The sequence below is a fragment of the Martinezella sp. CNPSo 3890 genome, from assembly GCF_057784455.1.
Genome location: NZ_JBXSOR010000006.1, coordinates 119,658 through 143,804 on the forward strand (window position 1 = coordinate 119,658; position 24,147 = coordinate 143,804).

The 24,147-nt window shown below is 60.2% G+C and carries 26 protein-coding genes and 1 pseudogene; 6 read left to right on the plus strand and 21 right to left on the minus strand.

Annotated elements, in window-relative coordinates; translation table 11 throughout:
• Positions 1-22 precede the first annotated feature (22 nt).
• From AC13RC_RS16820 to AC13RC_RS16855, 8 genes are all read right to left on the minus strand, one after another.
• The gene (locus AC13RC_RS16820) at positions 23-1,240 is read right to left on the minus strand and encodes an SfnB family sulfur acquisition oxidoreductase (protein WP_488557864.1); all 1,218 of its coding nucleotides are present in this window, start codon (positions 1,238-1,240) and stop codon (positions 23-25) included.
• Positions 1,241-1,413: 173 nt separating this feature from the next.
• A complete protein-coding gene (locus AC13RC_RS16825) occupies positions 1,414-2,712 on the minus strand; it encodes an NAD(P)/FAD-dependent oxidoreductase (protein ID WP_488557865.1) in 1,299 nt (432 codons plus the stop codon).
• 134 nt (positions 2,713-2,846) lie between these two features.
• The gene (locus AC13RC_RS16830; RefSeq protein WP_488557866.1) at positions 2,847-4,103 is read right to left on the minus strand and encodes an ABC transporter substrate-binding protein; all 1,257 of its coding nucleotides are present in this window, start codon (positions 4,101-4,103) and stop codon (positions 2,847-2,849) included.
• Positions 4,104-4,155: 52 nt separating this feature from the next.
• A complete protein-coding gene (locus AC13RC_RS16835; RefSeq protein ID WP_488557867.1) occupies positions 4,156-4,584 on the minus strand; it encodes a hypothetical protein in 429 nt (142 codons plus the stop codon).
• The gene (locus AC13RC_RS16840) at positions 4,581-5,636 is read right to left on the minus strand and encodes an aldo/keto reductase (protein ID WP_488557868.1); all 1,056 of its coding nucleotides are present in this window, start codon (positions 5,634-5,636) and stop codon (positions 4,581-4,583) included. The genes AC13RC_RS16835 and AC13RC_RS16840 overlap by 4 nt, the downstream gene beginning before the upstream one ends.
• A 5-nt stretch (positions 5,637-5,641) precedes the next feature.
• Entirely contained in the window at positions 5,642-5,995 is a 354-nt protein-coding gene (locus AC13RC_RS16845; protein ID WP_095437503.1) for a TIGR04076 family protein, read from the minus strand.
• 1 nt (position 5,996) lies between these two features.
• Positions 5,997-6,485, minus strand: a complete 489-nt coding sequence (locus tag AC13RC_RS16850) for a DUF3830 family protein (RefSeq protein WP_113329192.1) — start codon at positions 6,483-6,485, stop codon at positions 5,997-5,999.
• On the minus strand, positions 6,482-7,216 hold the full coding sequence (locus AC13RC_RS16855; RefSeq protein WP_488557869.1) for a GntR family transcriptional regulator: 735 nt from the start codon (positions 7,214-7,216) through the stop codon (positions 6,482-6,484). The genes AC13RC_RS16850 and AC13RC_RS16855 overlap by 4 nt, the downstream gene beginning before the upstream one ends.
• A gap of 122 nt (positions 7,217-7,338) precedes the next feature.
• Here AC13RC_RS16855 and AC13RC_RS16860 point away from each other — a divergent pair, with 122 nt between their 5' ends.
• From AC13RC_RS16860 to AC13RC_RS16875, 4 genes are read left to right on the plus strand one after another with little or no spacing between them, the layout of a single operon-like run.
• Positions 7,339-8,136, plus strand: coding sequence for an ABC transporter ATP-binding protein (locus AC13RC_RS16860; RefSeq protein ID WP_488557870.1), 798 nt, complete (start codon positions 7,339-7,341; stop codon positions 8,134-8,136).
• The gene (locus AC13RC_RS16865; protein ID WP_183808610.1) at positions 8,133-8,882 is read left to right on the plus strand and encodes a branched-chain amino acid ABC transporter ATP-binding protein; all 750 of its coding nucleotides are present in this window, start codon (positions 8,133-8,135) and stop codon (positions 8,880-8,882) included. The genes AC13RC_RS16860 and AC13RC_RS16865 overlap by 4 nt, the downstream gene beginning before the upstream one ends.
• Complete coding sequence (locus tag AC13RC_RS16870) at positions 8,879-9,787, plus strand: branched-chain amino acid ABC transporter permease (RefSeq protein WP_113350987.1); 909 nt, start codon at positions 8,879-8,881, stop codon at positions 9,785-9,787. The genes AC13RC_RS16865 and AC13RC_RS16870 overlap by 4 nt, the downstream gene beginning before the upstream one ends.
• On the plus strand, positions 9,784-10,770 hold the full coding sequence (locus AC13RC_RS16875) for a branched-chain amino acid ABC transporter permease (protein WP_488557871.1): 987 nt from the start codon (positions 9,784-9,786) through the stop codon (positions 10,768-10,770). Before AC13RC_RS16870 ends, AC13RC_RS16875 begins: the two co-directional genes overlap by 4 nt.
• 119 nt (positions 10,771-10,889) lie before the next feature.
• Here AC13RC_RS16875 and AC13RC_RS16880 read toward each other — a convergent pair whose 3' ends face one another.
• The gene (locus tag AC13RC_RS16880) at positions 10,890-11,288 is read right to left on the minus strand and encodes a hypothetical protein (RefSeq protein WP_113329187.1); all 399 of its coding nucleotides are present in this window, start codon (positions 11,286-11,288) and stop codon (positions 10,890-10,892) included.
• A gap of 293 nt (positions 11,289-11,581) precedes the next feature.
• Between AC13RC_RS16880 and AC13RC_RS16885 the strand changes: the two genes are divergently transcribed.
• Positions 11,582-11,758, plus strand: a complete 177-nt coding sequence (locus tag AC13RC_RS16885) for a hypothetical protein (protein WP_173002461.1) — start codon at positions 11,582-11,584, stop codon at positions 11,756-11,758.
• A 460-nt stretch (positions 11,759-12,218) separates the two neighbouring features.
• Here the strand turns inward: AC13RC_RS16885 and AC13RC_RS16890 are convergent, their stop codons facing one another.
• The 12 genes and pseudogenes from AC13RC_RS16890 to AC13RC_RS16945 all read right to left on the minus strand — a co-directional run bounded on the left by AC13RC_RS16890 (position 12,219) and on the right by AC13RC_RS16945 (position 22,811).
• A complete protein-coding gene (locus tag AC13RC_RS16890; protein WP_488557872.1) occupies positions 12,219-12,956 on the minus strand; it encodes a L,D-transpeptidase in 738 nt (245 codons plus the stop codon).
• Positions 12,957-13,212: 256 nt separating this feature from the next.
• Entirely contained in the window at positions 13,213-14,118 is a 906-nt protein-coding gene (locus AC13RC_RS16895; protein WP_113350993.1) for a heparin lyase I family protein, read from the minus strand.
• A 111-nt stretch (positions 14,119-14,229) separates the two neighbouring features.
• Positions 14,230-14,445 (minus strand): annotated as a pseudogene (locus AC13RC_RS16900) (ABC transporter); the annotation flags it as partial.
• 8 nt (positions 14,446-14,453) lie between these two features.
• Positions 14,454-15,422 (minus strand): ROK family protein, encoded by a 969-nt coding sequence (locus AC13RC_RS16905; protein ID WP_145319900.1) that lies wholly within the window; start codon positions 15,420-15,422, stop codon positions 14,454-14,456.
• Positions 15,419-16,144 (minus strand): ribulose-phosphate 3-epimerase, encoded by a 726-nt coding sequence (locus AC13RC_RS16910; RefSeq protein ID WP_488557873.1) that lies wholly within the window; start codon positions 16,142-16,144, stop codon positions 15,419-15,421. Before AC13RC_RS16910 ends, AC13RC_RS16905 begins: the two co-directional genes overlap by 4 nt.
• Entirely contained in the window at positions 16,141-16,968 is an 828-nt protein-coding gene (locus AC13RC_RS16915) for an alpha/beta fold hydrolase (RefSeq protein ID WP_488557874.1), read from the minus strand. The genes AC13RC_RS16910 and AC13RC_RS16915 overlap by 4 nt, the downstream gene beginning before the upstream one ends.
• Positions 16,968-17,786: a sugar phosphate isomerase/epimerase family protein gene (locus AC13RC_RS16920; protein ID WP_488557875.1), complete on the minus strand. Its 819-nt coding sequence runs from the start codon at positions 17,784-17,786 to the stop codon at positions 16,968-16,970. The genes AC13RC_RS16915 and AC13RC_RS16920 overlap by 1 nt, the downstream gene beginning before the upstream one ends.
• The gene (locus AC13RC_RS16925) at positions 17,786-18,862 is read right to left on the minus strand and encodes a Gfo/Idh/MocA family protein (protein ID WP_488557876.1); all 1,077 of its coding nucleotides are present in this window, start codon (positions 18,860-18,862) and stop codon (positions 17,786-17,788) included. The genes AC13RC_RS16920 and AC13RC_RS16925 overlap by 1 nt, the downstream gene beginning before the upstream one ends.
• An 11-nt stretch (positions 18,863-18,873) precedes the next feature.
• On the minus strand, positions 18,874-19,692 hold the full coding sequence (locus tag AC13RC_RS16930) for a sugar phosphate isomerase/epimerase family protein (protein WP_488557877.1): 819 nt from the start codon (positions 19,690-19,692) through the stop codon (positions 18,874-18,876).
• Between the two features lie 5 nt (positions 19,693-19,697).
• Complete coding sequence (locus AC13RC_RS16935) at positions 19,698-20,534, minus strand: carbohydrate ABC transporter permease (RefSeq protein ID WP_113389539.1); 837 nt, start codon at positions 20,532-20,534, stop codon at positions 19,698-19,700.
• Positions 20,531-21,463, minus strand: coding sequence for a carbohydrate ABC transporter permease (locus tag AC13RC_RS16940; RefSeq protein ID WP_488557878.1), 933 nt, complete (start codon positions 21,461-21,463; stop codon positions 20,531-20,533). The genes AC13RC_RS16935 and AC13RC_RS16940 overlap by 4 nt, the downstream gene beginning before the upstream one ends.
• A 1-nt stretch (position 21,464) precedes the next feature.
• Positions 21,465-22,811 (minus strand): ABC transporter substrate-binding protein, encoded by a 1,347-nt coding sequence (locus AC13RC_RS16945; protein WP_488557879.1) that lies wholly within the window; start codon positions 22,809-22,811, stop codon positions 21,465-21,467.
• A gap of 176 nt (positions 22,812-22,987) precedes the next feature.
• Between AC13RC_RS16945 and AC13RC_RS16950 the strand changes: the two genes are divergently transcribed.
• Positions 22,988-24,136 (plus strand): Gfo/Idh/MocA family protein, encoded by a 1,149-nt coding sequence (locus AC13RC_RS16950; protein WP_488557880.1) that lies wholly within the window; start codon positions 22,988-22,990, stop codon positions 24,134-24,136.
• The last annotated feature ends 11 nt before the right edge of the window (positions 24,137-24,147 follow it).

Consider the following 24,147-nt stretch of genomic DNA (forward strand, 5'->3'; position numbering starts at 1 on the left):
CGACGGGGCCCTCGTCTATCCGTCAAAGCGCGCCATTCTTCGGCGGAATGACATCGTTCAGGTGATAATTGCCGACGACGTGATATTTCCATCGAACGGGGTCGTGAAGCGTATGCGTGCGGGCATTGCGCCAGTGACGGTCGAGATTGAGGTCGAGCTTCACGGAGGCTGTTCCGGCAAGCTCGAAAAGCGTGTTCGTCGCTTCGATCGCGATTTCCGTCGTCAGTACCTTCGCTGCAGCAACAGCCAGCGTCGCCTCGACCACCCGCTTCTCCGTCGTCTCGACCTGTGCGGCATCGACCTTGCGGCCGGCGCGTTCGATGGTCGCAGCCGCCGCTTCAAGCCGGATGGCGATCTGGCCGATCTTGGCGATCGTTAGCGGATCGTCGCTGGCGCGGTCGACGCCACTATCCATCCAGGGGCGTGACCTGGTTTTCACGAAATCGAGCGTTTCCGCGAAAGCGGCCCGGGCAATGCCGAGATCGACGCCGGCATGGATGATCTGGCCGACGGAACCGATCGTCGTCGGCCGCTCGAAGCCCTTATGATGCAGGACGACATGGTCGGCGTTCACATAGACATTGTTGAGCGCCGTCGTGCCGCTGCCTGTCGTACGTTGTCCGAAGCCATCCCAATCGTCGATGATTTCGACGCCCTCCGTACCCTTCGGCACGAAAGCCATGACCAGCTTGTCAGCTTCATCCAGCGCGAAGACGGTGATCCAATCGGCAAAGAGAACGCCCGTCGAATAGAACTTGCGGCCATTGATGCGATAGCCGGGTCCATCGCGGGTAATGCGGGTATTATAGTGCCCGACCGTTTTCGTGCCCCGCTCGGACAAGGCATTGCCGAATCGGTCGCCGGCCAATGCGCGGCTGAAGAAGAAGCGTTTCTGATCCTCGGAGCCATCGACGCGCAGAGCCTCAAGGATATAGAAATGGTTCTGCGGGATCTGTCCAATCGAGCCGTCCGCCTCAGCCAGGATCGCCGTGATCTCGGCCAGCGCCGCATTCGAAACATCGAGACCGCCATATTCCTCGGGGATGGTGATCGCCAGCAGTCCGGATTGTGCCAGGGCATCCATCTCGGCAAAGGGGAGCAGCCTCTCGCTGTCGCGCTCCGAGGCGCTAGCGGCAAAGCGTGCTGCAAGCTCCTGCGCGACGGCCAGCGCTTGTTGCTCGGTCTCCAGTACCGTGGCCTCCGGATGCGTGGCGTTGATATGGTGCAATTGCGCGTTCATGGGCGGGCTCCGATTTCATTCGGCGCCACGATGCCGCATTCAAAGCCGGGCTTCGAGAAAAGGCATTTCATTTTTGGGGATGCGGTCGCGTCTTCATTCCTTTCTCTATAGAATTAATGGTCAATTACTGCCTGCAGCTGTACCGGTGCTCATGAATATTGATCTTACGCCGATTAGCGGCGTCCGCTTCGCCAATCTTCAAAGCGTGCATGTGCCAGCGCAAGCGAAGCAATGATAGGCGTGAAGCCATGAAATGGTAGTGCGCGGCCGGATTGCAGCGGAATCGGCAGAGATTCCGCCGTTTCGCCGAGCGCCAGTCTCGCCAGTGTCCGACCGAGTTGCGCCGTCATGGCGATGCCGCGGCCGTTGCAGCCGATCCCTCCGAAGAAGCCGTCGTCGAAATGATAGAGGCGCGGCAGGAAATCCGGCGTCATGATCGCCGTTCCGGTCCAGACGATCTCCACACCCGGATGACGCGGCAGACGGAGTTCGGATGTGAGCCGGTCGACGACGGCGCGACCGACGCGCTCGAAGGCGCCGACCGGATAGATCGCCATACCGCCGCTGATCAGCCTGTTGTCGCGATCGAGCCGGTAGGTGAAGAGATTGGAGCGCGTATCGCCGACAGGCCGGCGATTTGGGGCGATCCGCGCAACGGTTTCGGCATCGATCGGCTTCGTCGCCACTTGATACACCTTTAACGGCACGCCCGTTCGGCCCATGCGGGAAGCTATGCCGCTCGTGAAGGCGTTGGTGGCGAGGATGACGACCTCCGTTTCGATTTCATGGTCCACGAGATTAACGCGCCAGGTGCTGCCATGTCGCTCAACGCGCTCGACCACGCTGTTTTCGCGGATCGTAGCGCCGCGCTGCATGACCGCCCTTGCGAGCCCGTAGAGATAATTCAGCGGGTGGATCGTGCCGCCGGAGTGATCGATCAATCCTCCGGAATAGATCGCCATACCGGTCTCGTTGCGGACGGCGCCGGCATCGAGAAATTCGACTGGACGGCCAAGCTCTGTCCAGTCCTTCGCCCTTTGGCGCAGGATCGCAGCCATGTCGTCGCCATAAGCGGGCTGCAGCCAGCCGGTCTGCGCCGCGTCGCATGAAATCTGCTCCTCCGCGATGGTCGCAAACACCTCGTCGGCGCCTGCACCGACGAGCGACAAAAGCGCATCTGCCTTGCCGCGCGGCAGCTTTTGACGGACGGTCGTCGGATCGGCCTTGGCAAAATTCGGAACCACGAAGCCGGCATTCATGCCGCTGGCTCCCGCACCCAGCCGCCCGGCCTCAAGAACGGTCACGGAGCAGCCGGCGCGGGCAAGATGAAGTGCTGCGGTCAGGCCGGTGAAGCCACCGCCGATTACAACGACATCTGAGTGGGAAGGCAGGTCGTGGGAAAATTCAGGGGCAGGGCCGGCTGTCAGCGTCCACAGGGTCGGATTGGTAGGGCGAGTGGCACTGCTGGGCATCAGCGGAGGGTCTCTCAATAACTACGCCAGATAGCTGTCACCATAGATCAGCCGCTGAAAGGATTGCGCCAGGATGATTTCAAGCGAGGCACGCCGATGGGAGCGCCTCGCCTTTTTGCAAAATAGAGTGTTGCCTACTTGATCTTACCCTTCAGGGCTGAAACGTCCTCCATCTTCAGCTCGCCGTCGGTGACGACCTTACCGTCGGCGATCTTCCAGAGTCGGAAGGGGCCGGTGATGTCGCCATATTGATCGAAGGAGACCGGGCCGATGACGCCTTCGTAACGGATCGGCTTGCCTTCCTTGATGAGACCGAGCGCCTTGGCGAACTCTTCCTTACCGGCATAGATCGGCGTGCCCTTGGGATCGACGACTTTATAGATGTCATCCTTGAGCTTGGATGTGTCGTCGCCGGCGATAGCCAGCGCGAGACCGACGATCGCGCCGGCGTCATAGGCGCGGTCAGCAGCCGGATTGGTCGGTTCGATCCCCGATAAATCCTTGTAGTTCTTGTTGAAATAGTCGGTCGAGGGCGTCGGCGTCGTGCCCGAGGAGGTGCCGTAGGCGTCCTTTAGATAGTCGGCGCCGACGGAATCGATAAAGTCCGGGCTGTTCATGCCATCATTGAGCAGGAACTTCTGCGGGCCGCCTTGCGAGATCCATGTACGGGCAATCGTCGCACCATCAACCGGCGTACTGACGAGGTAGAGGCCATCCGGATTGCCGCCCATGCCGGCGGTGACTTCGGAAGCATAGCTGGACTGCTTTTCGTTGTAGGGCGTCGTCGAAACGATCGTGCCGCCGAGCGCCTTATAGGCTTTCGAGAATTCGGCGACCATGTTGACGCCGAAATCATTGTTGACGTGGATGATCGCGAGCTTCTTGAACCCCTTGTCGATCGCATATTTGGCGGCTGCAATGCCCTGCAGCGAATCCGAGGTGATGGTGCGGAAGAAGATGCCGTTGGTCTTGCCGTCGCGGCCGAGCGCCGTCAGCGTTGGCGAGGAGGCAGCGGGCGATACCTGCACGACCTTCGCGGGTGCGGTGACCGACGTCAGGATCGGGATCGTCACCGAAGAAATAATGCCGCCGATTATAGCCGGCACCTTCTTGACCTGCACCAGCTGGGTTGCAGCATCCACTGCGACATTGCCCTGGCTCTGGCTGTCGCGCGTATCCGTCACCAGATCGCAACCATGGGCGCCACCGGCGGCGTTGATATCGCGAAAGGCCATCTCGACGGACTTCGCGCCCGCCTGGCCATATTCGCCGGCCGGGCCGGTCAGTTCCATCACGAGGCCGACCGTGACTTTGCAGTCCGCGGCATTGGCGACGCCGGCTGCAGTCAGAAGGGCGAGAGCCGTGGTGATTTGAAATATCGTCTTCTTCATCTTTGTTCCCCTTGTTCGGTCAACGATTTTCATTTCTGTTTTTTAGAACCTGTCAGGTCTCCGGCATCTGCAGCCAGGTTTCATGCAGATGCTGCCATTCGACACCGTTGGGTGCCGATGAACTTGCAGTGAAAAGAGCGCTCGCCTGACGCCGGCTATATTTGCCAGCCCGCGTCTGCGCTTCGACATAAGTCAGGACGATCGTATCCGTAGTTTCGTAGCTCGCGCGGATATCCGAAATCTCGATGGCGAAATTGCCCTGAAACGTCGCCCGGTTTGCCCGGATCAGTTCAATGGTTTCGGCGCGGTCGAAGATACGGCCGGTCGGCGGGATCATATGGAACGTCTGGCCGAAGGTGCGGTCGCAGCGGCCGAAATCCGTATGATCGGCAGTGGCGGCATCGTACCAGGCTTCGAAGAAGCGATGGAAATCGATGACTTCGGCGCTGGCTTTGCGGAAGAGAAGCGATTGCTGGCTCATACCTTCCCCGCATTGAGGTTGTAATGCATGATCGAGCCGTGCCTGCCGGTACGGTCGCGCTCCAGCGTGTAGACATCGCCATCGAGACCAGGGCTTTGGGCGATGATGTCGGTAATCTGGCGGCGGTCTTCGTCCGAAAGGGCAATGTCCATGATCCTGGCATTGGCGAGCGCATGCGCCTGATTGCGCGCGCCGACGATGACAGCGGCCACCTGCGGCTGCTCCAACACCCAGGCGCTGGCGATCGTGGCGATATCGACGCCATGGCGATCACCGATAGCTTTCAGCGTGCCGAGCAGTGATTGAAACAGCTCCCAGCCGCCAAAGTCATCGATGATCAGCTTGTATTTGACGAGCGAGCGGTTCTCGAGCGGCATTTCCGGTTCCGGCTCCCCTAGCCATTTGTCGCTCAGGAAGCCGCCGGCCACTGAGCCGTAGCAGAGGAACTTCACGTCGTTCTCCGCCGCCAGCTTGGCGAGGCTACGCGATGGCCGTTGATCGAGAACGGAATATTGCAACTGCTGGCTGACGAGTGGAATGCCGGCTTTCAGAATCTCGGCAATATGCGGCGTATCGAAATTGGTCGTGCCGACATTACGCACCTTGCCTTCGCGGCGCATCTCGTCCAGCCAGCTCAGGGCTTCGAGATAGCCTGATAGCGAGTAGTCCCACCAGTGAAACTGTACCAAGTCAAGCTGTTCGGTCTTCAATTTGCGCAGCGATTTGTCGACGATGCCGCGAATATAGTCGCGGCTGATGGTTGCGAGCTTTTCCAGATCGGGAACCAGCTTCGTGTGGACCTTCATCGCGCTTGCGGCTTCCGTGCCACGTTCGTTGCGAAGCCGTTCGCGCGCCTCGCCTATCAGCTCCTCGACGCCCGTATAGATATCAGCGCAATCATAGGTGCGGATGCCGACGTCGAAAGCAGCGATCAGGTCGGTCACGGCCTGGGCGCGATCGATTTCGCCGTGCCCGCCGGCAAGCTGCCAGCCGCCGCGGATGACGCGGGAAATCTCGTATCCGGGGCTGAGCTCAAAAGTCTTGGCGGTCATGCAATTCATTCTCCTTCTGGCAACGGCACGGCCGTTGTTTCGGCATGGCTAAACCGCCGTTTGCCCGTTCTGACGATCCGCAGCCGGCTCGCGCAGTTGGGGTCGGGGCAGGCGATTTCCGCGTCCGAGGTCATCCAGTCGTTCTTGTGGGTTGGTCGCTGCTTGGCCGCCAGCAGCGGCAGGACGGCCGATATGGAGTAGATCGAAAAGCCCTGGCCCGCAGGGAGGGACAGCATCTCGCCCTTGAGTTCGAAATAGTCGCCCGGCTTGGCGCCGCAATAGATCGGCTTGCCCTCGGGAATGACCGCTTCCACTCTAAGGTCGAAGAGCTCGAAACTGTCGTCGCTTTCAGCCGCCATCTCAGATCTCCGCGCGTTCGAACGTGACCTCGCAGGCGCCGTTGCGGCGGATGACGCCGCAGGCCGCCGCGAAGTGTTCGCGTTCTTCAGGGCGCACTTGCGCGACGACGCTGCCGGCAAGCCAGCCGATCGGGAAGAGCAGGCGAGCGCCCTGACCGTAGAACAGACCGATATCGAAGATCGCATCTGGATTGCCGCCCCACATACGCGGCGGCACATAGCTGAGCACAATATCGCCTGGCTGCGGCGTCAGTGTCGCGTTCTCGGCGGGCAGGGCGTTCGCATAGGAAGCACCCTTCAGATGCGCCGGCGGGATTGGGCACGAGATTTCCGGTCCGGTCCACATGGCATGAATGCCACCAACCACGCGGGCTTCGCCAAGATAGGTCCAGAGAAAGGCGGCATTGTCGGGCGCCTTGGCTTCCAGCAGAGGTGCCAAGACACTGAGGCCGGAGTTGGGTTCGGAGATCTTGATGGCGCGTTGGCTCATGCGGATTGGCCCCTTTTGGCTTCGGCTTCCAGTTTGCTGCGCAGGAAGGTGAACGGCCGGCTGATGTCCGCCACCAGCGCATCGCGCGCTTCCCTGGCGTCCTGCGCGGCGATCGCCTTGACGATCGTACGGTGATAATGGGCGGTATCGACCTCGCCGGCGTCCGAGAAGGCATAAATCGCGACGCGGATACAGGGGCCGGATTGCAACCAAAGGCTTTCGATCATCGGGATCAGCACGGCGGAACCGCAGGCGCGATAGATCTCAAAGTGAAAGACCTGGTTCAGCGTCACCTCGCGGTCGACATCCTTCTTGTGCTTCAGTGCGCGCATCTCGTCCCATTCGCCGAGCATGCTCTCGATGGTCGTAATCTGCCGCGGCGTCATGCGGGTTGCGGCAAGCGCGATCGCCTCGCCCTCGATCAGGATGCGAGCGCGCAGAAGATCGTCCATGCGCTCCAGCGTGATCGGCGGCACGCGAACGGATCGATTGGGGAGGGCTTCCAATGCCTTTTCGGTAATGAGCCGACCGAGCGCCTCGCGCACCGGCATGGTGCTGGTCATCAGCGCGTCAGCAAGACCGCGGATCGTCAGCACCTGGCTCGGCTCGAAAAGCCCGCCGATCAGCGCCCGGCGCAGCTCCAGATAGACCCGGTCCTGAACGGTTTCTCGCCCTACTGGCGCAAGCTGTGCGGCAATCGGATCGCTCTTGTCGGCGGTGGCCTTTTGCATTCGAAATCCCTTTTTCGGCTTGCGAAGAGGATTAAAGCTGATTAGCGTGATCAATGCAAGTGTGATCACAAATCAAATAATCAGGGAAACGGCAATGATCGTTTTCCGGCCAGAGGGATCTCATGAGTACGACAACTGAACGGCATGGGGAGGAAGCCCGGCCTGTTCTGACGGCCAGAAACGTGGTGCGGCGTTTCGGCGGCCTCGTCGCCGTCAACGACGTTTCCTTCCATGTGCCCCAGGGCGAAATCCTCGGCTTGATCGGTCCGAACGGCGCCGGGAAGACGACGATGTTCGACCTTCTGGCCGGTAGCGTCGCGCCGAGCACCGGCGAAATCGTCTTGAATGGCACCGCAGTCGCAGGCGAGGCTGCCCATCTTCGGATCGCACGCGGTCTTGGACGCACATTCCAGATCCCGCGGCCGTTTCCCAATCTGACGCTTCTCGACAACGTGATGCTGGCCGCCCAACGTCAGACAGGAGAGCGCTTGTTGTCGAATTTCCTGCGGCCATGGAAGGTCGCCGCTGAGGAGAAGGCGGCCCATGCAAAAGCGATGGAGTTGCTTGACCTCGTTCACCTGACGCGTCTGGCGCATGAACCGGCGCGCGTTCTATCGGGCGGTCAACGCAAGCTTCTGGAGCTTGCCCGCGTCATGATGGCCGATCCTGCCCTCATCCTGCTCGATGAGCCCGCCGCCGGCGTCAACGCCACGCTTCTGGAGACGATCATCGACCGTATCCGCGATATCAACCAGCGCGGTGTCACCTTTCTTCTGATTGAACACAATATCGATATGGTCACGCGCCTCTGTCACCGCGTGCTTGTGATGGCGAGCGGCCAGCTTCTTTGCGAGGGCACACCGGAAGAGGTCGCCCGGGATCCGCGCGTCATCGAAGCCTATTTGGGAGGCGCGGCATGAGCGAACCGGTCTTGAGTGTTCGCAATCTCGTTGCCGGCTACGAGCCGGGTGTTCCGATCGTGCGCGGCGCCTCGATTACGGTGGCAGAGAAGGAAATCGTCGTTGTGCTCGGCCCCAATGGCGCCGGCAAGTCGAGCTTCATCAAGGCGATCGCCGGTCTGGTTCCGGTCGAAAGCGGCACGGTGGAACTGGGCGGCAGGGATATAACGAGTACGCCCGCGCACATCATGGTGCGGCTCGGCCTTGCCTTCGTGCCGCAGACGGAGAATGTCTTTCCGCTGATGTCCGTCGAAGACAATTTGAAGGTTGCCGGCGGTATCCTGAAGCCGAAGGACGTGCCCGTTCGCATCGAAGAAATGTATGCGACCTTTCCGGATCTTGCCCGTCATCGCCGCATCGCGGCCGGCAATCTCTCGGGAGGGCAGCGGCAGATGCTGGCCGTCGCCCGAGCTCTTATCGTTCACCCGAAGCTTCTCGTGCTCGATGAGCCCTCGGCGGGCCTCTCGCCGAAATTCGTCTCGATGGTCTTCGACATGCTGAGCGAAATCCGCAAATCCGGCGTCACCATTCTCCTGGTCGAGCAGAATGCCAAGGCGGCGCTTGCGATTGGCGATCGTGCCTATGTTCTCGTCGAGGGCAAAGACAGGCATGAAGGCGTTGCATCGGAGCTTTGGAGCGATCCTGTCGTAGCCGAACTCTACCTCGGGCAGCGACCCGCAACTTCGGCAAGGGGAGGTGCGGCATGAACCTGCAATTCATCATCGATGGCTTGCTCACAGGCTCGATGATCGGCCTAGGCGCGATAGGTGTGACGCTCACCTATTCGATCCTGCGTTTCTCGAACTTCGCCCACGGCGATTTCATGGCCTGGGGCACCTATGCAACGCTTGCTGTCGTCAGTGCCATAGGCGCAATCTTCGGCAAGGTCGCTCCCATTGGCCCGCTTTCCTTCGGCTGGCCGTTGATCGTGGCGGTAATCCTGGCGATGGGCTTTACCGGCATCCTTGCCCTCGCGCTCGACAAGGTGCTGTTTGCCAGGCTAAGGGCTAAAGGCCAGTCGATCATCGTCGTGATGGCGAGCTTCGGTGCCTCCATGGCGCTGCGCAGCCTGCTCGAATTTCTCTTCACGTCGCGCCCGGCTTATTTCAGCCGCGCCATTCAGATCGCCATGCCCATCGGTTTCGGCATCCGCATCACGCCCGATCAGATCGCCCTTTTGATTGTGACGGCGCTTTTGGTCTTCGGCGTTCATATGCTGATGACGAGGACGCAGACAGGGCGTTCCATGCAGGCGCTGAGCCAAAATCCGGCGCTTGCCCGCGTCGTCGGCATCGATGTCGCCAAGGTCGTGCGCGTCACCTGGCTGATCGGCGGCGGACTGGCCTGTGTCGCCGGCGTCATGATCGGCATTCTCGTGCAGATCCGCCCGCTGATGGGTTTCGACATGCTGTTGCCGATGTTTGCTGCCGCTATTCTCGGCGGTATCGGCAGCGTTCCGGGCGCAGTTTTGGGTGGATTGATCATCGGCCTTGCCGAGGCAGCGGCTGTTCAGCTGATCGGAGCGGAATGGCGTGCCGCCATTTCCTTCATCATTCTGATGGCGGTGCTGTTCATCCGGCCGATCGGCCTTTTCGGAGTGAGGGAGCGATGATGGACATTATTGGCTATGGCGCTTTCTTCTTGACCACCGCGCTGATCTTCTCCTTCATCACCCTCGGCCTGAACCTGCAATGGGGCCTGACCGGCCTCTTCAATGTCGGGCTCGCCGGCTTCGTAGCGATCGGCGCCTATACCTCGGCCCTGCTGACGACGCCGGATACGGCCGGGCGGTTCGGTGGGTTCGATCTGCCGATCCTCGTCGGCTGGCTCGGCGCGATGATTGTCGCCGGTCTTGCCGCCGCCATTATCGGCGTGGCGACGCTCCGGCTGAAATCCGATTATCTGGCGATCACCACCTTCGGCGTGGCCGTCGTCGTCCAGCTCGTGGCGCTGAATGCGCAGAAACTGACCGGTGGCCCCTTTGGCATCGGCTTTATTCCCCGCCCGTTTTCCAGCCTCGCCGAAACGCCACTTCTTTTCAATTTGGCCAATCTCGGCATCGTGGTCGTCGCATTGCTGATCGTTTATTTTGCGCTGGAGCATCTGGCGAAAAGCCCTTGGGGACGCGTCCTCAAGGCGTTGCGTGAGGACGAGCGCGCCGCCATTTCTCTTGGCAAGAGCGCTCGCTTCTATCGCGTACAGGCCTTTGCCGTCGGCGGTGCGATCATGGGGCTGGCTGGCGCCATACAGGCGCATTTCATCGGCTTTATCGCGCCGGACAATTATCTTCCGATCCTGACCTTTCAGGTCTGGGTCATGCTGATCGTCGGTGGCTCTGGCAGCAACAAGGGTGCTATCGTCGGCAGCGTTCTGGTCTGGGCGATCTGGGCCGGTTCCGGTGCGCTGACGAGCATCCTCTTTTCGCCGGAACAGCAGGCTCGTGCGGCATCGCTGCAGATCGTAGCGATAGGCGTCATGCTCTGCATCATCCTGCTGGTGCGTCCCGGCGGCCTCTTTGGCGACATGCCGCAGCGGCGATCTGTGATCGCGCCGCAGCAGAAACCGATTGCGGATGAAAGTAACGCCGCATCCTAGCGAAAACCGAAAGCAAGCTTCCGCCGATTGGATCGATAGTCCGTGTTGTGTGGGGTTTTGTGATCTGGCAAGGCAGATCAGTGGCGTACCGGCCATAGGCGGCCGGTACGCAGTTCGGTTCAGGACGCCAGAGCGCGGCGCTCCGGCTGAGCGGAAGCAGGTTTGGCAGGAATCCGCAACGGCGGTTTCCGGACGGCAGGGGCGGCAACGCGAGAAATCTGCGCCCTATTGGTTTTCGGAGCTCCCAGCCAGCGAAGAATAGCGTCGAAGCCGGGCTGGGCAGCCCGCTTGAATTCCGGGCTCATCTCCTCGTCCATGCCGCAGAGCGAGGCAATTTCCTGGAAGTCGACACGTCCTGCCCGAAGGGGAGGACGCGACTGGAAAACGATCAGGCCGATCATGAAGCCTTTGATATTCTCGAAGCTACGCGGCTGAAGCAGCGGCTTAAGCCGCATATCGCAAAAATCCGAAATCTTGCGCTGGAAAACGTCAGAGGCAGAGCTTTTCTTTATGGGCATTATTCATTCCTTGCAGGCGACATCATCCAAAGGTCGGGGTGTGGCCCGCTAAAGCACGCAGGTTAACGAAGCGCAAACAACCGACCGATTGGCCGCTTTCAATTCTACGATACATCGCCATTTGGCAAGCGAAAGATCGATCACGCTTCGGTCGACACGTTTCCGGCACAAGGCGGCGGAAAGAGATCAGAAGTCTTGTCGTCGAGCCATCAAGACCATGAAAAAACTGTAACTTGCCTCCCGTGTCATTGAGAGCGACATTTTCCTTGCGCCGGAATTATGAGGTGAAAGACATGTCAGTCTTGGAAATGCTGGTCAGACGCCGGATGCAGGAAGAATATGCCAAGGGTACATCGCCGGAGCGCATTACCCGGCTCCTGCAGGAATTCTTCAACGGGGCAGAGGCCTCCCAAGCCGATGTACTGCGTTCGGAAGAATATGCTAATGAATTCAAGATTACAGGTAGTTAGACTGTGGCCTTTTGAATGAGGCAAGGCGCTGTTTTTTACAACGCCTTGCTCATTGTTCTCGGCTTTCCGATCTGGCCGGCTCGCATCGGCGGGCTTCGTTCAGCAGGCGAATGGCTCCGCGTGTGGCGGAGTCCGGGCTTGCATAGCGCCGATGATTTCGTCCGCGTCCTTCCTCTCTCCGCTATTCATTCCGCTCGGATGCGAATTGAGAGACCGGTGGCCTAAAATCCGATTTCCGCGATGCGCCGAGGCGCGACAAAATGCAGGTCACGGCCATGGTGCCTGTGACGGCTGCCTTCCCGTCCAATGGTGTGCGTTTCCGGTCCTGCCAGAGCGGTTGAGCTTTTCATCGAATATATGAACCGCTCCAGCTTTTGTCTTCACGCAATTCCCTACGGAAACGGCTGCGCACTTTATCCTGGAATTGCTCCAGGCTGACCCATGCATGGTCGGAGTGCAGTCAGAGAACGACGACCTTTGTTCCCACGCCGACCCGGCCATAGAGATCCATGACATCCGGATTTGCCATGCGAATGCAGCCGGACGACACCGCCTTGCCGATCGAGTTTGGCTCATTGATGCCGTGGATGCGGTAGAGGGTGGAACCGAGATAGAGCGCTCTCGCTCCGAGGGGATTATTGAGCCCACCTTCCATGTGGTCAGGCAATTCCGGACGGCGAGCGATCATTTCCTTGGGCGGCGTCCAATCGGGCCACTCCGCCTTGCGGCTGATCGTCTCGGTGCCCTTCCAGGCGAAGCCTTGCTTGCCGACACCGATGCCGTATTTGAGGGCAGTTCCGTCGTTGAGCACGAGATAGAGGCGCTTTTCCTTGGTGGAGATAACGATTGTGCCGGGATCGTAGCCGGAAAAACGCACAACGCTGCGCGGGATCGGCGATTGCGCCAGACTGGCCTGCTTGTCGTCCTTGAGGCCCGGACTGAATTGGGGAGACACCGCATTCCGATCGATCGAAGCCTGGCGCCGTGGACGAGGGGCTGGCGGGAAATCGCCGTCCTCATCGTCATAGTCGTTGTAACGGTCGCCCCGATAGTAATAGCCGTCGTCGAGACGCGGATCGTCGCGATAACGCGGCGGTGCCTCCCGCCAATAGCGCGGAGCAACATAGCCGCCATCCAGATCGTCGCCATAATCCGGCAAATATCTCCATTCCTGCGCATGCGCGGCGGAGCCTGCCATCAGTAAAGCCAGAGCGAGCAAAAGAACAAATTTTTTAGTCTTCACGTGATAACCATACTTCCCGAATAATGCATCGGATTGCACCCCGTGCGAGCGGGGCATGCGTGCTGCAGACAATTCCGGAAACGGCGGGCGTAATTGTGGCAGCGGCGATTGAAAGTCGAGATTTTCCGACCTGTTTTGAAGTTCAGATGGAGATGCGCAAACGGGCGGCCACACGGAGCGTTTCTGTCATCGATCCGAAAAGATCGGATGATTACTCAGCGGATACTGCCAGTTTCGACCAAGCGGGATCGCTGGAAGGGTCCGTCGACCAGAACTGGATATCCGCGAAGTCAACTGATTGCACCACGCCGGGAAGAGTGTCCCTATAGATCCCAAAGCGCGGCTGAACGTCGATGAACGGGCGGCCGTCTTGATGCCGCATACCGTGATCGAGAAAGCCGAGGCGCCCCGTATAGGAGGAGTCGCAGGCGCGTCCGTTGAGATAGACCTGTATGGAGCTCGCACCCTCCTGCAGGCTCGGCTTCAGCATCACATTCACATCATTCCAGTCACCCACATTGAGATGCCAGGGACCACAGATTATCTTGGATTGACCGGCGTTGCAGTCGGCGCTACCCCGCACTTTGGCAACGAAATTCGCCCCTGTTTCCGATGGTATAGCCTCGATTTTGAACAATGGATTTGCCGCCTGGCAAGCTCCAAGGGGCTTCGTCTCCTCCGTTGGAATATTTTGCTTTACCTGATGAATGACGGTGCGGTTGCCGATCCCTCGCCAGGGGGCTTCGAGCCGGAAGGCAAAATGATACCACGTCGGCTCATCGAATTTGATAACCTCTTTCTTGATTTGAATTTCTACCCGTTCGGTCGGCGCATCGCCGATACTCTGGTCGGGGGCATCACCTGGATGCACCGAGATGCGCAATATCGGCCTGGAAGGAGATGAGAGATCGCAAACGATACGCGATCTCCATAAGGCAGGGTCCAGCCTGCTGCTGATCCGCCAGAGCTTCGACGGATGCTCGCCGTCGACGGCGCATAGGTCGGCAAAGCTGCCCGACAGCGGAGCCGCTGCTTCCTGTGCCATGGCGTGCGATCCGTTCAAAGCACCCAGGCATGATAGGACGAAGGCAAGCTGTGGCGTTCTCGAGGTCATCATCGTCGGTCTTTCCCGCAAGACAGGACAGGGTCTGAGAAGTAGCGGCTCCAGCCAGCTTTCTTGACCAATGACACTGGTTGCAAAGCCTCAGTTCATTTCTATCGGCCGAAAATTGCGGATCAAGAGTGATTCGATCGACAATGTCATTACCTCGATCTGGTCGTGGGTGACGTAAATCATCGTTGCAGCCACTTCGTCATGCAGGCGTATCAGCTCCAGCCGCATGTTGACGCGCAGCGCCGCATCGAGATTGGAAAGTGGCTTGTCGAACGGAAAGATCTTCGGATTTCGAACGATCGCGCGACCAACTGCCACGCGCTGGCACGCCTTGGAACTCATCGACTCCGGGGCGGCTTTCCGTAGCCGTCGAAGATGAGGCTGGCGGCGCCGATCAGACCGGCATGGCGCCCAAGCTGTGCGGCAACGATCGGCACGTCGCGATAGGCGGGCATGGCGCGCTCGCGAACCGTCGCCGCCACTTGGTCGTGCAGAAGATCGAAGCCATGCGAAATTCCTCCGCCCATGACAAGCACGTCGGGCGAATAGAGGTGAAGCAGGTTTGTGAAGCCGATCCCCAGCCACCGCGCTTCGTCGATCAGCAGCGTCAATGCATCGGCGTCGCCCTTTCGCGCGGCTTCTACGACATGTCGTCCGGTCACGTCGGCATCGGCGGCGAACTTGCGCAGTATCGATCCGTCTGATGGCCTGGTGCGGGCCGTCGCCCGCCTGCCGAGTGCCGTGCCGGAGGCGACGGCCTCGAAGCAACCGACTGCGCCGCAAAAGCAACGTTCGCCCTCGTTTGTGATCGTCATGTGGCCGATCTCGGCAGCCAGGCCCCGTCTGCCATGCAGGATTCGGCCATCGGCAATCACGCCGCCGCCGATACCGGTCGATACCGTGACGAACACCATCGATCCCGCCCCGCGGCCGGCGCCATATCGCCATTCCCCGAGAGCTGCCGCATTCGCATCGTTTTCGAGCCGCACGGGCAGCTGAAAATGGTTTTGGAGAATCTCCGCCAGCGGGACCTCATGCCATCCGACCAGCGTCGGGGCCGCAATGACGATCCCGGCGTCCGGATCGAGCGGACCGGGCGCGCCGATCCCGATCCCGATCGGCGAAAGATCGGGCGTTTCCGCCAACACCGTTTCCGCCAGCAGTTCGATCTGACGGATGACGGCTGCGGGACCGCCGGCCGCATCCGTCGATAGCGACGAGAACGACAATAGGCATCCCGCATCATCGATAAGTGCGGCGCGAAGCTCCGTTCCACCGAGATCGAATGCAAGAGCGACCTTTTTCACGAAACCCGGCTCTCCAGTCCATGCAGCCAGGCGATCCGGTCGCCAAGATTCTTGTCGCCGAATGCCAGCGATCCGAGAACAACCGTCTGTGCCCCGGCTTGGCGCAGAAGCGGGACGGTTTGGTCGCGAATGCCGCCATCCGCTGCAAGTATGATCTGATCTTCGCGGCCTGCCTTTCTCAGCAGGGAACGCGCTTCGATCAGCCGGTCGCAAGCCTTTTCGGAAAGGCTTTGTCCCTTGACGCCGATCGAGGTTCCAAGCAGCGTCACGAAGGCGACGTGATCGATAAAGGGCTCGATCGCCGAAACAGGTGTTTCCAGCCGCAGCACCACGCCGGCTTCGGCGCCAAGCTTTTTGGCAAGTGCAATGGCGCGTAAGCCAGCATCGCCGTTTTCGGCATGGACGCTGATCAAATCCGCTCCCGCCTCTATGAACTGGCGCGTCTGCTCCTCGACGATTTCAGCCTCGACCATGAGATGGACATGGATCGGCTTCGCAGTCGACTTGGCGATGCGCGCGACAAAATCAGGAAAGAACAGGAAGCCCGGCGTAAAGCGCGCATCGGCGACATCGATGTGATGTAGATCGACATAGGTTTCGATGCGCTTGAGGTCGGTCTCCATATTGGCAAGATCGGCCGACCAGAGCGAAAATTCGCCGAGAAGCCTGTTGCGGGGAAGCGCTGCGATGGCCGCCGGGCCGGAAAGAGGTCTGGACGTCATGACGAAACGAAGCTCCGGAGTGTTTTGGATGCTAGAAAATGCGCGATGGCGTCTTGGACCTCGGCAAAATGCTTATCTTTATCGACAGCCTTGGCGGTGACTTCGACAAAGCTCGCGCCTGGAATGACATCGGCGAGCGTCTGCGCGCAGGAGAGCGGATGGATCGCATCGTGCTGGTTGCCGATAATCAGGGCAGGCACGGCAAGAGCGGCTGCTGCTGCCCGCGGCACCTCCGGCCCGTCTGCAGCGATATCAGCCAGAACAGAGGCGAAGGCGAGAGCATCTGGTCGGTCGAAGTAGCCAAGCAGGGAGGAGAAATTGTCCGGTGCCTCGGAGGCGATCCGCTGTCCTGTTTCAGAGGCGATAAAGAGCCTTTTGGCCTCCTCGATCGGATGCGAACGGATGAGGGCAGCCACTGTGCGGATCGGCGCGAGATTGCCCGGCGATGCCTCGAAGGTCCAGGCGGGACGCACAAGAACGAGGCCGGCGACCCGATGGGCATGATGATGAGCAAGGTGCAGCGCAATGGCCGCTCCCATCGAAATGCCGCCGATGATGAAGCGATCGAACCCGTATACGGTGGCCGTAGCCAGAACATCCTCGGCAAACATCCGGATGGAAAAGGGTCGGGTATTTCCGAGGGAGGATGCGCCGTGCGCGCGGCATTCCAGTGTCAGCCGGTGCATGTCTACCGAAGCGGGAACATTTTGTGCAACCTGTGCCTCGTCGCCGCCAAGGCCATGCTGGAAGATGACGGGGAGTCCTTGCCCATTCTCGTAGACGGCAAGTTCCGCATCGTCGAGCTTGAACCATTTCTTGCCCATCAGATCAGCGCCTTGAGAAAGCCGGCAACGACCGGTGCGTCCGAAGCAGAAAGGCCATGCGTCACGAGCGGGCCTTCGAAATTCACCGAGCGCAGCCGCGCGATGAAATCGGCAAAATCCACCACGCCCCGTCCGGCGGTTGCGAAGCGACCATCGCTGTAACGATCCTTGGCATGGGCCAGGGCGATATGACCGGCTGACGTTTCGACCGCCTCTTCAATTATCGCCCGCGCCTTGGCAGGTGTTGCCTGTTCGAAGAGATTGGCCGGATCAAGCACGATGCGCAACCGCCGCGATCCCGTCTCGTCCATCAGCCGCCGGGCGTCGCGTGCCGAGGTGACGATATTGGCCTGCTCCGGCTCGATGCCGAGATCGACGCCATGCTGTTCCGCCAACTCCAGAGCCTTCGATATTTCAGCCGCCATGTCGGTCCAGGCGGAGAGATCGCCGTTGTCTGGATGATAAGCCCATTGGTCGTTCGGGTCGCGCGTTCCGGTGCAAAGCGTTACCAGCGGAATCGAGAGTGCCGCCGCCGTTTCGATGACAACGGCGAGCTGGGCGAGGCCCGCTCGGCGTACAACAATATCGGGGTGAGCCATGTTGTAAGTGCCGGACAGGGCGGCAAGAGAGACGCCCGTCGCCTCGACCGCTGCCCGGATGGTCGCGATCATTTCTTCCGAAACGGCATCGGGCATGGACGGGAGACCGCAGCAGGCGAGATTGAACTGCGCGCATGCGTAACCACTGTTGCGCACGGCCGAGAGAACGCCGAGCGGCTCCGTTCCGGGAAAGGTCTTGGCGAAGATGCCGATCTGCATCAGACCGCTCCCGTGACCGATGCGAGTTCGACGCGCTCGCCTCGTTCCACCGATCGGGCGATCGCCACCATCGCGCGGATGGAGGCCAGGCCGTCCTCGACATTGGCACCGCGCATCGGCGCGCCATTTAATGCTGTATCTGCAAGTCCTTCCAGCTGGCGGCGGAAGAAATGGCCGTCGGCACCGAGCGGCTTCCGACTCGTCGCATCCTTCTCGTGAAAGATCTCCACTTCGCTTGATCGGAAGTACCAGGGATTGAAGGTCTTTGCGAGAATCGAGCCGTTTTCGCCATAAAGCTGGAAACCTTCATGCCAATCCATGCGCACGGCAACTGTCAGGTCCAGATGGCCGAGAGCACCGTTGGCAAACTCGGTCTCCACGAACCAGCAATAGGCACCGGCACGCTCCAGGAGCCGGGCGCGAACGGCGACGATCTCCCCGCAGAAGAAGCGCGCGGTGTCGACGAGATGCGAGCCATGGGCGAGCATGAAATATTGCCGGAGATCGGCCTTGGGATTGCCTGATGGCTTGCGCGCAAGCTTGCTGGTGACGGGCAGGGGCTGCACCGCATCCGTATTGGTGTAGCGATGGGTGGAATCGCAATACCACGCCTTCATCGCAAAAATCTGGCCTATGTCATCGCGTACGAAATCACGTGCGGCCTCAAGCGCCGGATCGAAGCGTTTCATATGGCCGACCTGCAGGATCCTCCCGGACCGGCGCACGGCCTCGGCAAGTTGCTGCCCTTCCTCGACGGACACTCCGATCGGCTTTTCGCACAGCACATGCTTTCCGGCTTCCAGCGCCTTTATCGACATCGGCACATGATAGGCGTCGGATGTCGCGACGATCACGGCCTCCAGCTCGGGATCGGCCAGCATGGCATCATAATCATCGTACATCTTCTGCGGCTCATAGGTCGCGCCCATGCGGGCCAGAAGATCGGGGGCTGCGTCGCAGATCGCATAAAGATCGGCATTTCTCGCCTTGGCGCAGGATTCGAGATGTGCGAATTGCGCGATCGGGCCGCAGCCGAGTACTCCCATGCGAAGACGGCGACTTTCCTTTTCGATCATGGTTCTACTCCTTATGCCCCGTAGCCGCGCATGGTTTGGCGATTGGCTTTGACCGCAGCGGCAGGATCGGCGCCGGCCGTCTCGGATTCCTCCTCCAGCACCAGCCAGCCATTGAAGCGCGGAGCGGCCGAGACGAGGTCGATCACGGCCGGCGTATCGAGAACGCCCTTGCCGAGCATCGCCCATCGGCCCTGCGCATCGACATCCTTCAGATGCAGGTAGCGAATACGGTCTTGATAGGTGCGCATCGTGTCAAGCATATCGGCATGCCCCCGCAGGATATGACCGGTATCCGGCACCCACCCGACCAGGTTCGGATCCAGCAATGCGAAGATGCGGTCGTAATCGGCACGGTCGAACAGCAGCGTATTGTGATGCGAGCTCGGGTGCACGGCGACCTCGACGTCTGCGGCCTTGCCCAGCTCGCCGGCGCGATTGTAAAACTCGCCGGCAATGGCGAACTTCTCGTCTTGCGGGCCATCGGAAACGACGGTTGCCGAGCCGATGGAAACGAGCGCGCCGGGAAAATGCGCGGCATAATCGATCCAGCGCTTGGCCGTCGCAAGATCGTCCTTCACGGCGTCGGCGACGGTAAAGCCGCTCTTGGAACCGAAGGCGAAGGAGACGAGCGTCAGGCCGCAATCCCCTAATGCATTCGCGAAGGCATGCGGGTCCGCGCCATAGCGCCCGATCATCGTATCGGTGATTTCGATGCCGGAATAACCGCCTGCGGAAATCGCCGACAGCAGATCGTCCGCCGTTCCTGTCCAGGCATTGCCAAGCATTTCCCATGTGAACGTCTGGCAGCCGACTTTTATGTCCTTGCGCATTCCCGCTATTCCTTGATTCCGCCTTGGGTCAGGCCTTCGATGATGTGTCGTTGGAAGAAGAGCACCAAAATGATGAGCGGTATGGTGACGACAGCCGATGCGGCGGCGATGTCTCCCCAGGGCACATAATATTGGTTGGTGAAATTGGCGATGCCGACCGGGATCGTCTGGCTGTCGCTGTCCGACGTGAAGGCCAGCGCGAACAGGAACTCGTTCCAGGCGGTAATGAAGGCAAGCAGACCCGTCGTGACCAGACTCGGCAATGACATCGGCAGGATGATATGCCAGAGCAGGCCGACAGGGCCGACGCCGTCTATGCGGGCCGCCTCGTCGATCTCGCGCGGCAGCGTTTCGAAATAGCCGAACAGCACCCAGGTCACCAGCGGCAATCCGAGCGCGAGATAGGTGATGATCAGCGCGGTATAGGTATCGAGCAGCCCGAGATCGGAGGCGATGAGATAGAGAGGCCCGACGAGCGCGATCTGCGGAAACATCGATACCGATAGGATGACCGTCAGGATGCCGAAGCGTCCCTTCACATCGAGGCGCGACAGCGAAAAGGCCGCGAGCGAACCGACGATCAGGCAAAGTGCTGTGGTCGCAAGGGAAACGACGAGCGAATTCAGCACGTAATGATGAAGGCCTTTCTCTACAAAGGCGTTGTAGTAGTGCTCCAGCGTGAACGGGTTCGGTATGAGCGAGGGCGTTCCCTCGGTCAGCGCCTTGTCGAGCTGGAGCGATGTCGAAAACTGCCAGATGAATGGGCCGGCGGACCAGATGAGGATGAACAGCGCGCCGAGATAGATGGCGATGTTTTGAAGGACTGAGCGCTCTGCGTTCATGTCGTCCTCCTGATCTGGCGCACGAGGAAGACGCAGAAGCCTATGGCGATCAGACCTTCCGTGATGAACATGGCGGTCGAGACTGCAGAGCCGTAGCCGAACTGAAGCGTCGAAAAGAGTACCTTGTAGGACAGCGTCGAAAGCGTCTCGGTGGAATCGGCCGGGCCGCCGCCCGTCAGCACATAGACGAGGTCGAAAACGCGAAAGGCATCGAGCGCACGGAAGAGACCGGCAATCAGCAGCGTCGGCATCAGGAGCGGCAGGCGAATATGCCAGAAGATCGTCCAGGCTCCCGCCCCATCAATGCGTGCCGCCTCGATCAGCGATTTCGGAACGGTTTGCAGTCCCGTCAGCAAAAGAAGCGCCATGAATGGCGTGGTCTTCCAAACATCGGCAAGGATGATCGTCGTCAGCGCCGTGTCGGGTGAGCCGTACCAGTTGACGTTCTGGTCGATCAATCCTGCATGCAGAAGGATGAAATTGATGATGCCGTGCTGACCGTCGAAGAGCCAGCCGAACATTTTCGACGTCACAACGGTCGGCATGGCCCAGGGCACGAGCATGGCGGCGCGGACCATGCCCCGGCCGGCGAAGGTCTCGCAAAGGATCAGCGCCATTGCCAAGCCGATGAAGGTTTCGAGCAACGTCGAGATCAGGGTAAACCAGATCGTGTGCCACCAGGCATTCCAGAACGGCGGATCTGCCAGCAGCTGCACATAGTTGGCGATACCGACAAAATCATTGTCCTGGGTGATCAGCGAGCGGTTGGTGAAGGACAGATAGACGCCGTTGACGATCGGATAGAAGGATACCGATGCGAGCGAAAGAAATGCCGGCAGCAGCAACAGCCAGGGCCAGAGGGCGCGTGACAGCGCCCTCGACTTACCTGGAGTTGGCTGGGAAACGGCAACCGTCATCGTCACGGCCATTTCAGCCGACGATCTTGTTGATCTGGGCGGCGGCTGCCTGAAGCTCGGCCTTGACGTTGCCGCTGACCAGCGCCTTGGAGATGCTGGACTGCAATGCCAGCGTCACCTTGGCATATTGCGGCGTGATCGGCCGCGGCGTGGCTCCGGTGAAGACGTTCTGGAGACTTGCCATGAACGGCTGCTCGGCCTTGAGCTTCGCATCCTGGAAGATGGCAGGCCGCGAGGGCGCAAGACCGAAATTAAGGGCAAGCCGGGTCTGGGTTTCGGGTGAAGACATCCAGGTCAGGAATTCGATCGCCGCTTCCCGCTTCTTGGAGTTGGCATTGACGCCCAGCTGGTAGCCGCCAAGGCAGGCCGAGCTCCTGCCGCCGGCAAAATGCGGCAGCGGCGCGACAGCCACCTTTTCGACGACATGCGAGGCCTTCGGATCCTGCGCGATCGGATAGACATAGGACCAGTTGCGCATGAACATCGCCTCACCAGACGTAAACGGCTGGCGAGAGGGCTCTTCGTCCCAGGAGAGCACGTTCTGAGGACTGATCTTCGTCTTGTTGATGGTGTCATACAGGAACTGGATCGCGGCAACGGCGGCATCGTCGCCGATGACGGAAGATTTTCCATCTGCGGACAGGATGGAGCCGCCGTTGGATGCGATGATTTCCACGGCGTCACAGACCAGAACCTCGGCTTGCTTGCCCTGCCAGAGATAACCGAATTTGGCGTCGCCGGCTTTTTGCGCCTCTGCCGCCATCGTCGCCATGTCGGCCCAGGTTTCCGGCACCTTGCCACCATGCTTTTCCACCAGATCCTTGCGATAGTAGAACATGCCGGAATCGACGAACCATGGCAGCGCTGTCAACTTGCCGCCATAGGTGCAGGCAGCCACTGTGCCGGGGAAATAATCGGCACGCTTGTCTTTCGGGAAATACTCGTCAAGCGGCAGCGCCCAGCCGGCGGATGCAAAACCCGCGATCCAGATAACGTCCTGGCTGAAAACATCGGGCGTTCCGTTGCGGCGGGCGAGCTGCTGGACGAGGCCCTGATAGACTTCCGTCGACGAGCTCGGCGGCGGCAGTTCGATGAATTTGACGGTAATGCGGTTTTGCGACTCGTTGAACGTCCTGACGAGGTCGCCGAGGCCTTCCTTGCCAAAGAAGCTGGCGCTGGCAAAGCTGATTTCCGTCCGATCGGCGGCACGCGCCGGGCGGATGCCAACGCTTGTAGCAACTCCAAGCGTTGCCGTACCGATGGCGGCGCCGGCGGCACCCAACAGCAACTGACGACGATCAAGCATTATCGATTGTCCGGCACTCGTGGAGTAAGCCGGCATCTTCTTGATATCTGTCATGTTTCCCTCCCAGGAAGACTGGCGACCTCCAAATCTCCACGCCAGTATTCGCATATGTTTTATAAAAATTTATCGCGCGTCAAGAAATAAGATGCTTTAAATCAACCCGGGAGTCATCATTCGGATGCGCCGAAGTGCGGCGAACAGATGCGGTAGATCAGGGAGGATTGGGTTATATGGCTGGTAATTCAAAAGCTAAGCTCGGCATTGGCGTCATCGGCTGCGGTAACATCTCGATGACGTATCTGCGCAATGCCGCGCTGTTTGCCGGTGTCGAATTGCGCGTCTGCGCCGATATATCCGCCGATGTCGCCGCGCTGCGTGCCCGGGAATATGGTATTCGCGCGCTCAGCGTCGACCAATTGCTGGCCGATCCCGAAGTCGATCTCGTGCTGAACCTCACTGTTCCCGCCGTCCATTTCGACGTCACGATGTCGGCCCTGTCTGCCGGCAAGCACGTCTTCACGGAGAAGCCGCTGGCAACGTCGGCGGCCGATGGACGGGTTCTCGTGGCGGAGGCCAAGCGGCGCGGATTGCAGCTGGGGTCGGCGCCCGATACGTTCCTCGGCGCGGCAGGCCGCCGAGCGCGGCGCCTGATGGACGAGGGCGCGATCGGCCGGCCGGTCAGCGGCACTGCCTTCATGATGGGGCGCGGCATGGAGCACTGGCACCCCAATCCGCAATTCTACTATCAGCCCGGCGGCGGCCCGGTCTTCGACATGGGCCCCTATTATCTGACGATGATGGTGAACCTGCTTGGTCCGGTCGTGCGGGTCATGGCAATGGCGACGAAGGGCCAGGAAGAACGTCTGATCTCTGCCGACGGCCCGTTCAAGAATACGCGCTTCAAGGTCGGCACTCCCACAAACATCCTGTCGCTTCTGGAATTCCAATCCGGCGCAACCGTGAATTTCGGCGCATCCTGGGACGTGTTTCGCCACTCCAATCATCCAATCGAGCTTCATGGCACCGAAGGTTCGCTCCGTTTGCCCGATCCGGACACGTTCGGCGGAACGGTGTCGCTATCCGAGCGGGGCGCCGATTGGCGCGATTTCGAAAGCGACGGCGAGCTTTACGGCGCGAGGAACTGGCCATTCGATGCACCGGATCGGGCGAATTACCGCATGCTCGGTGTCGCCGACCTTGCGCGAGCGCTTGAAGAGGGTAGGCCTCCCCGCGCGTCGGGAGAGCTCGCCCTTCATGTCCTCGAGATCATGGAGGCCATTCTCCAGTCGGGGGAAAGCCGGCAGTCGGTCAGCATCGGCGCGCAATTCACTCCGTCACCGCGCCTTGACGAAGACGAAGCACGCAGCCTTCTCGCCTGATCGCTGCAGAG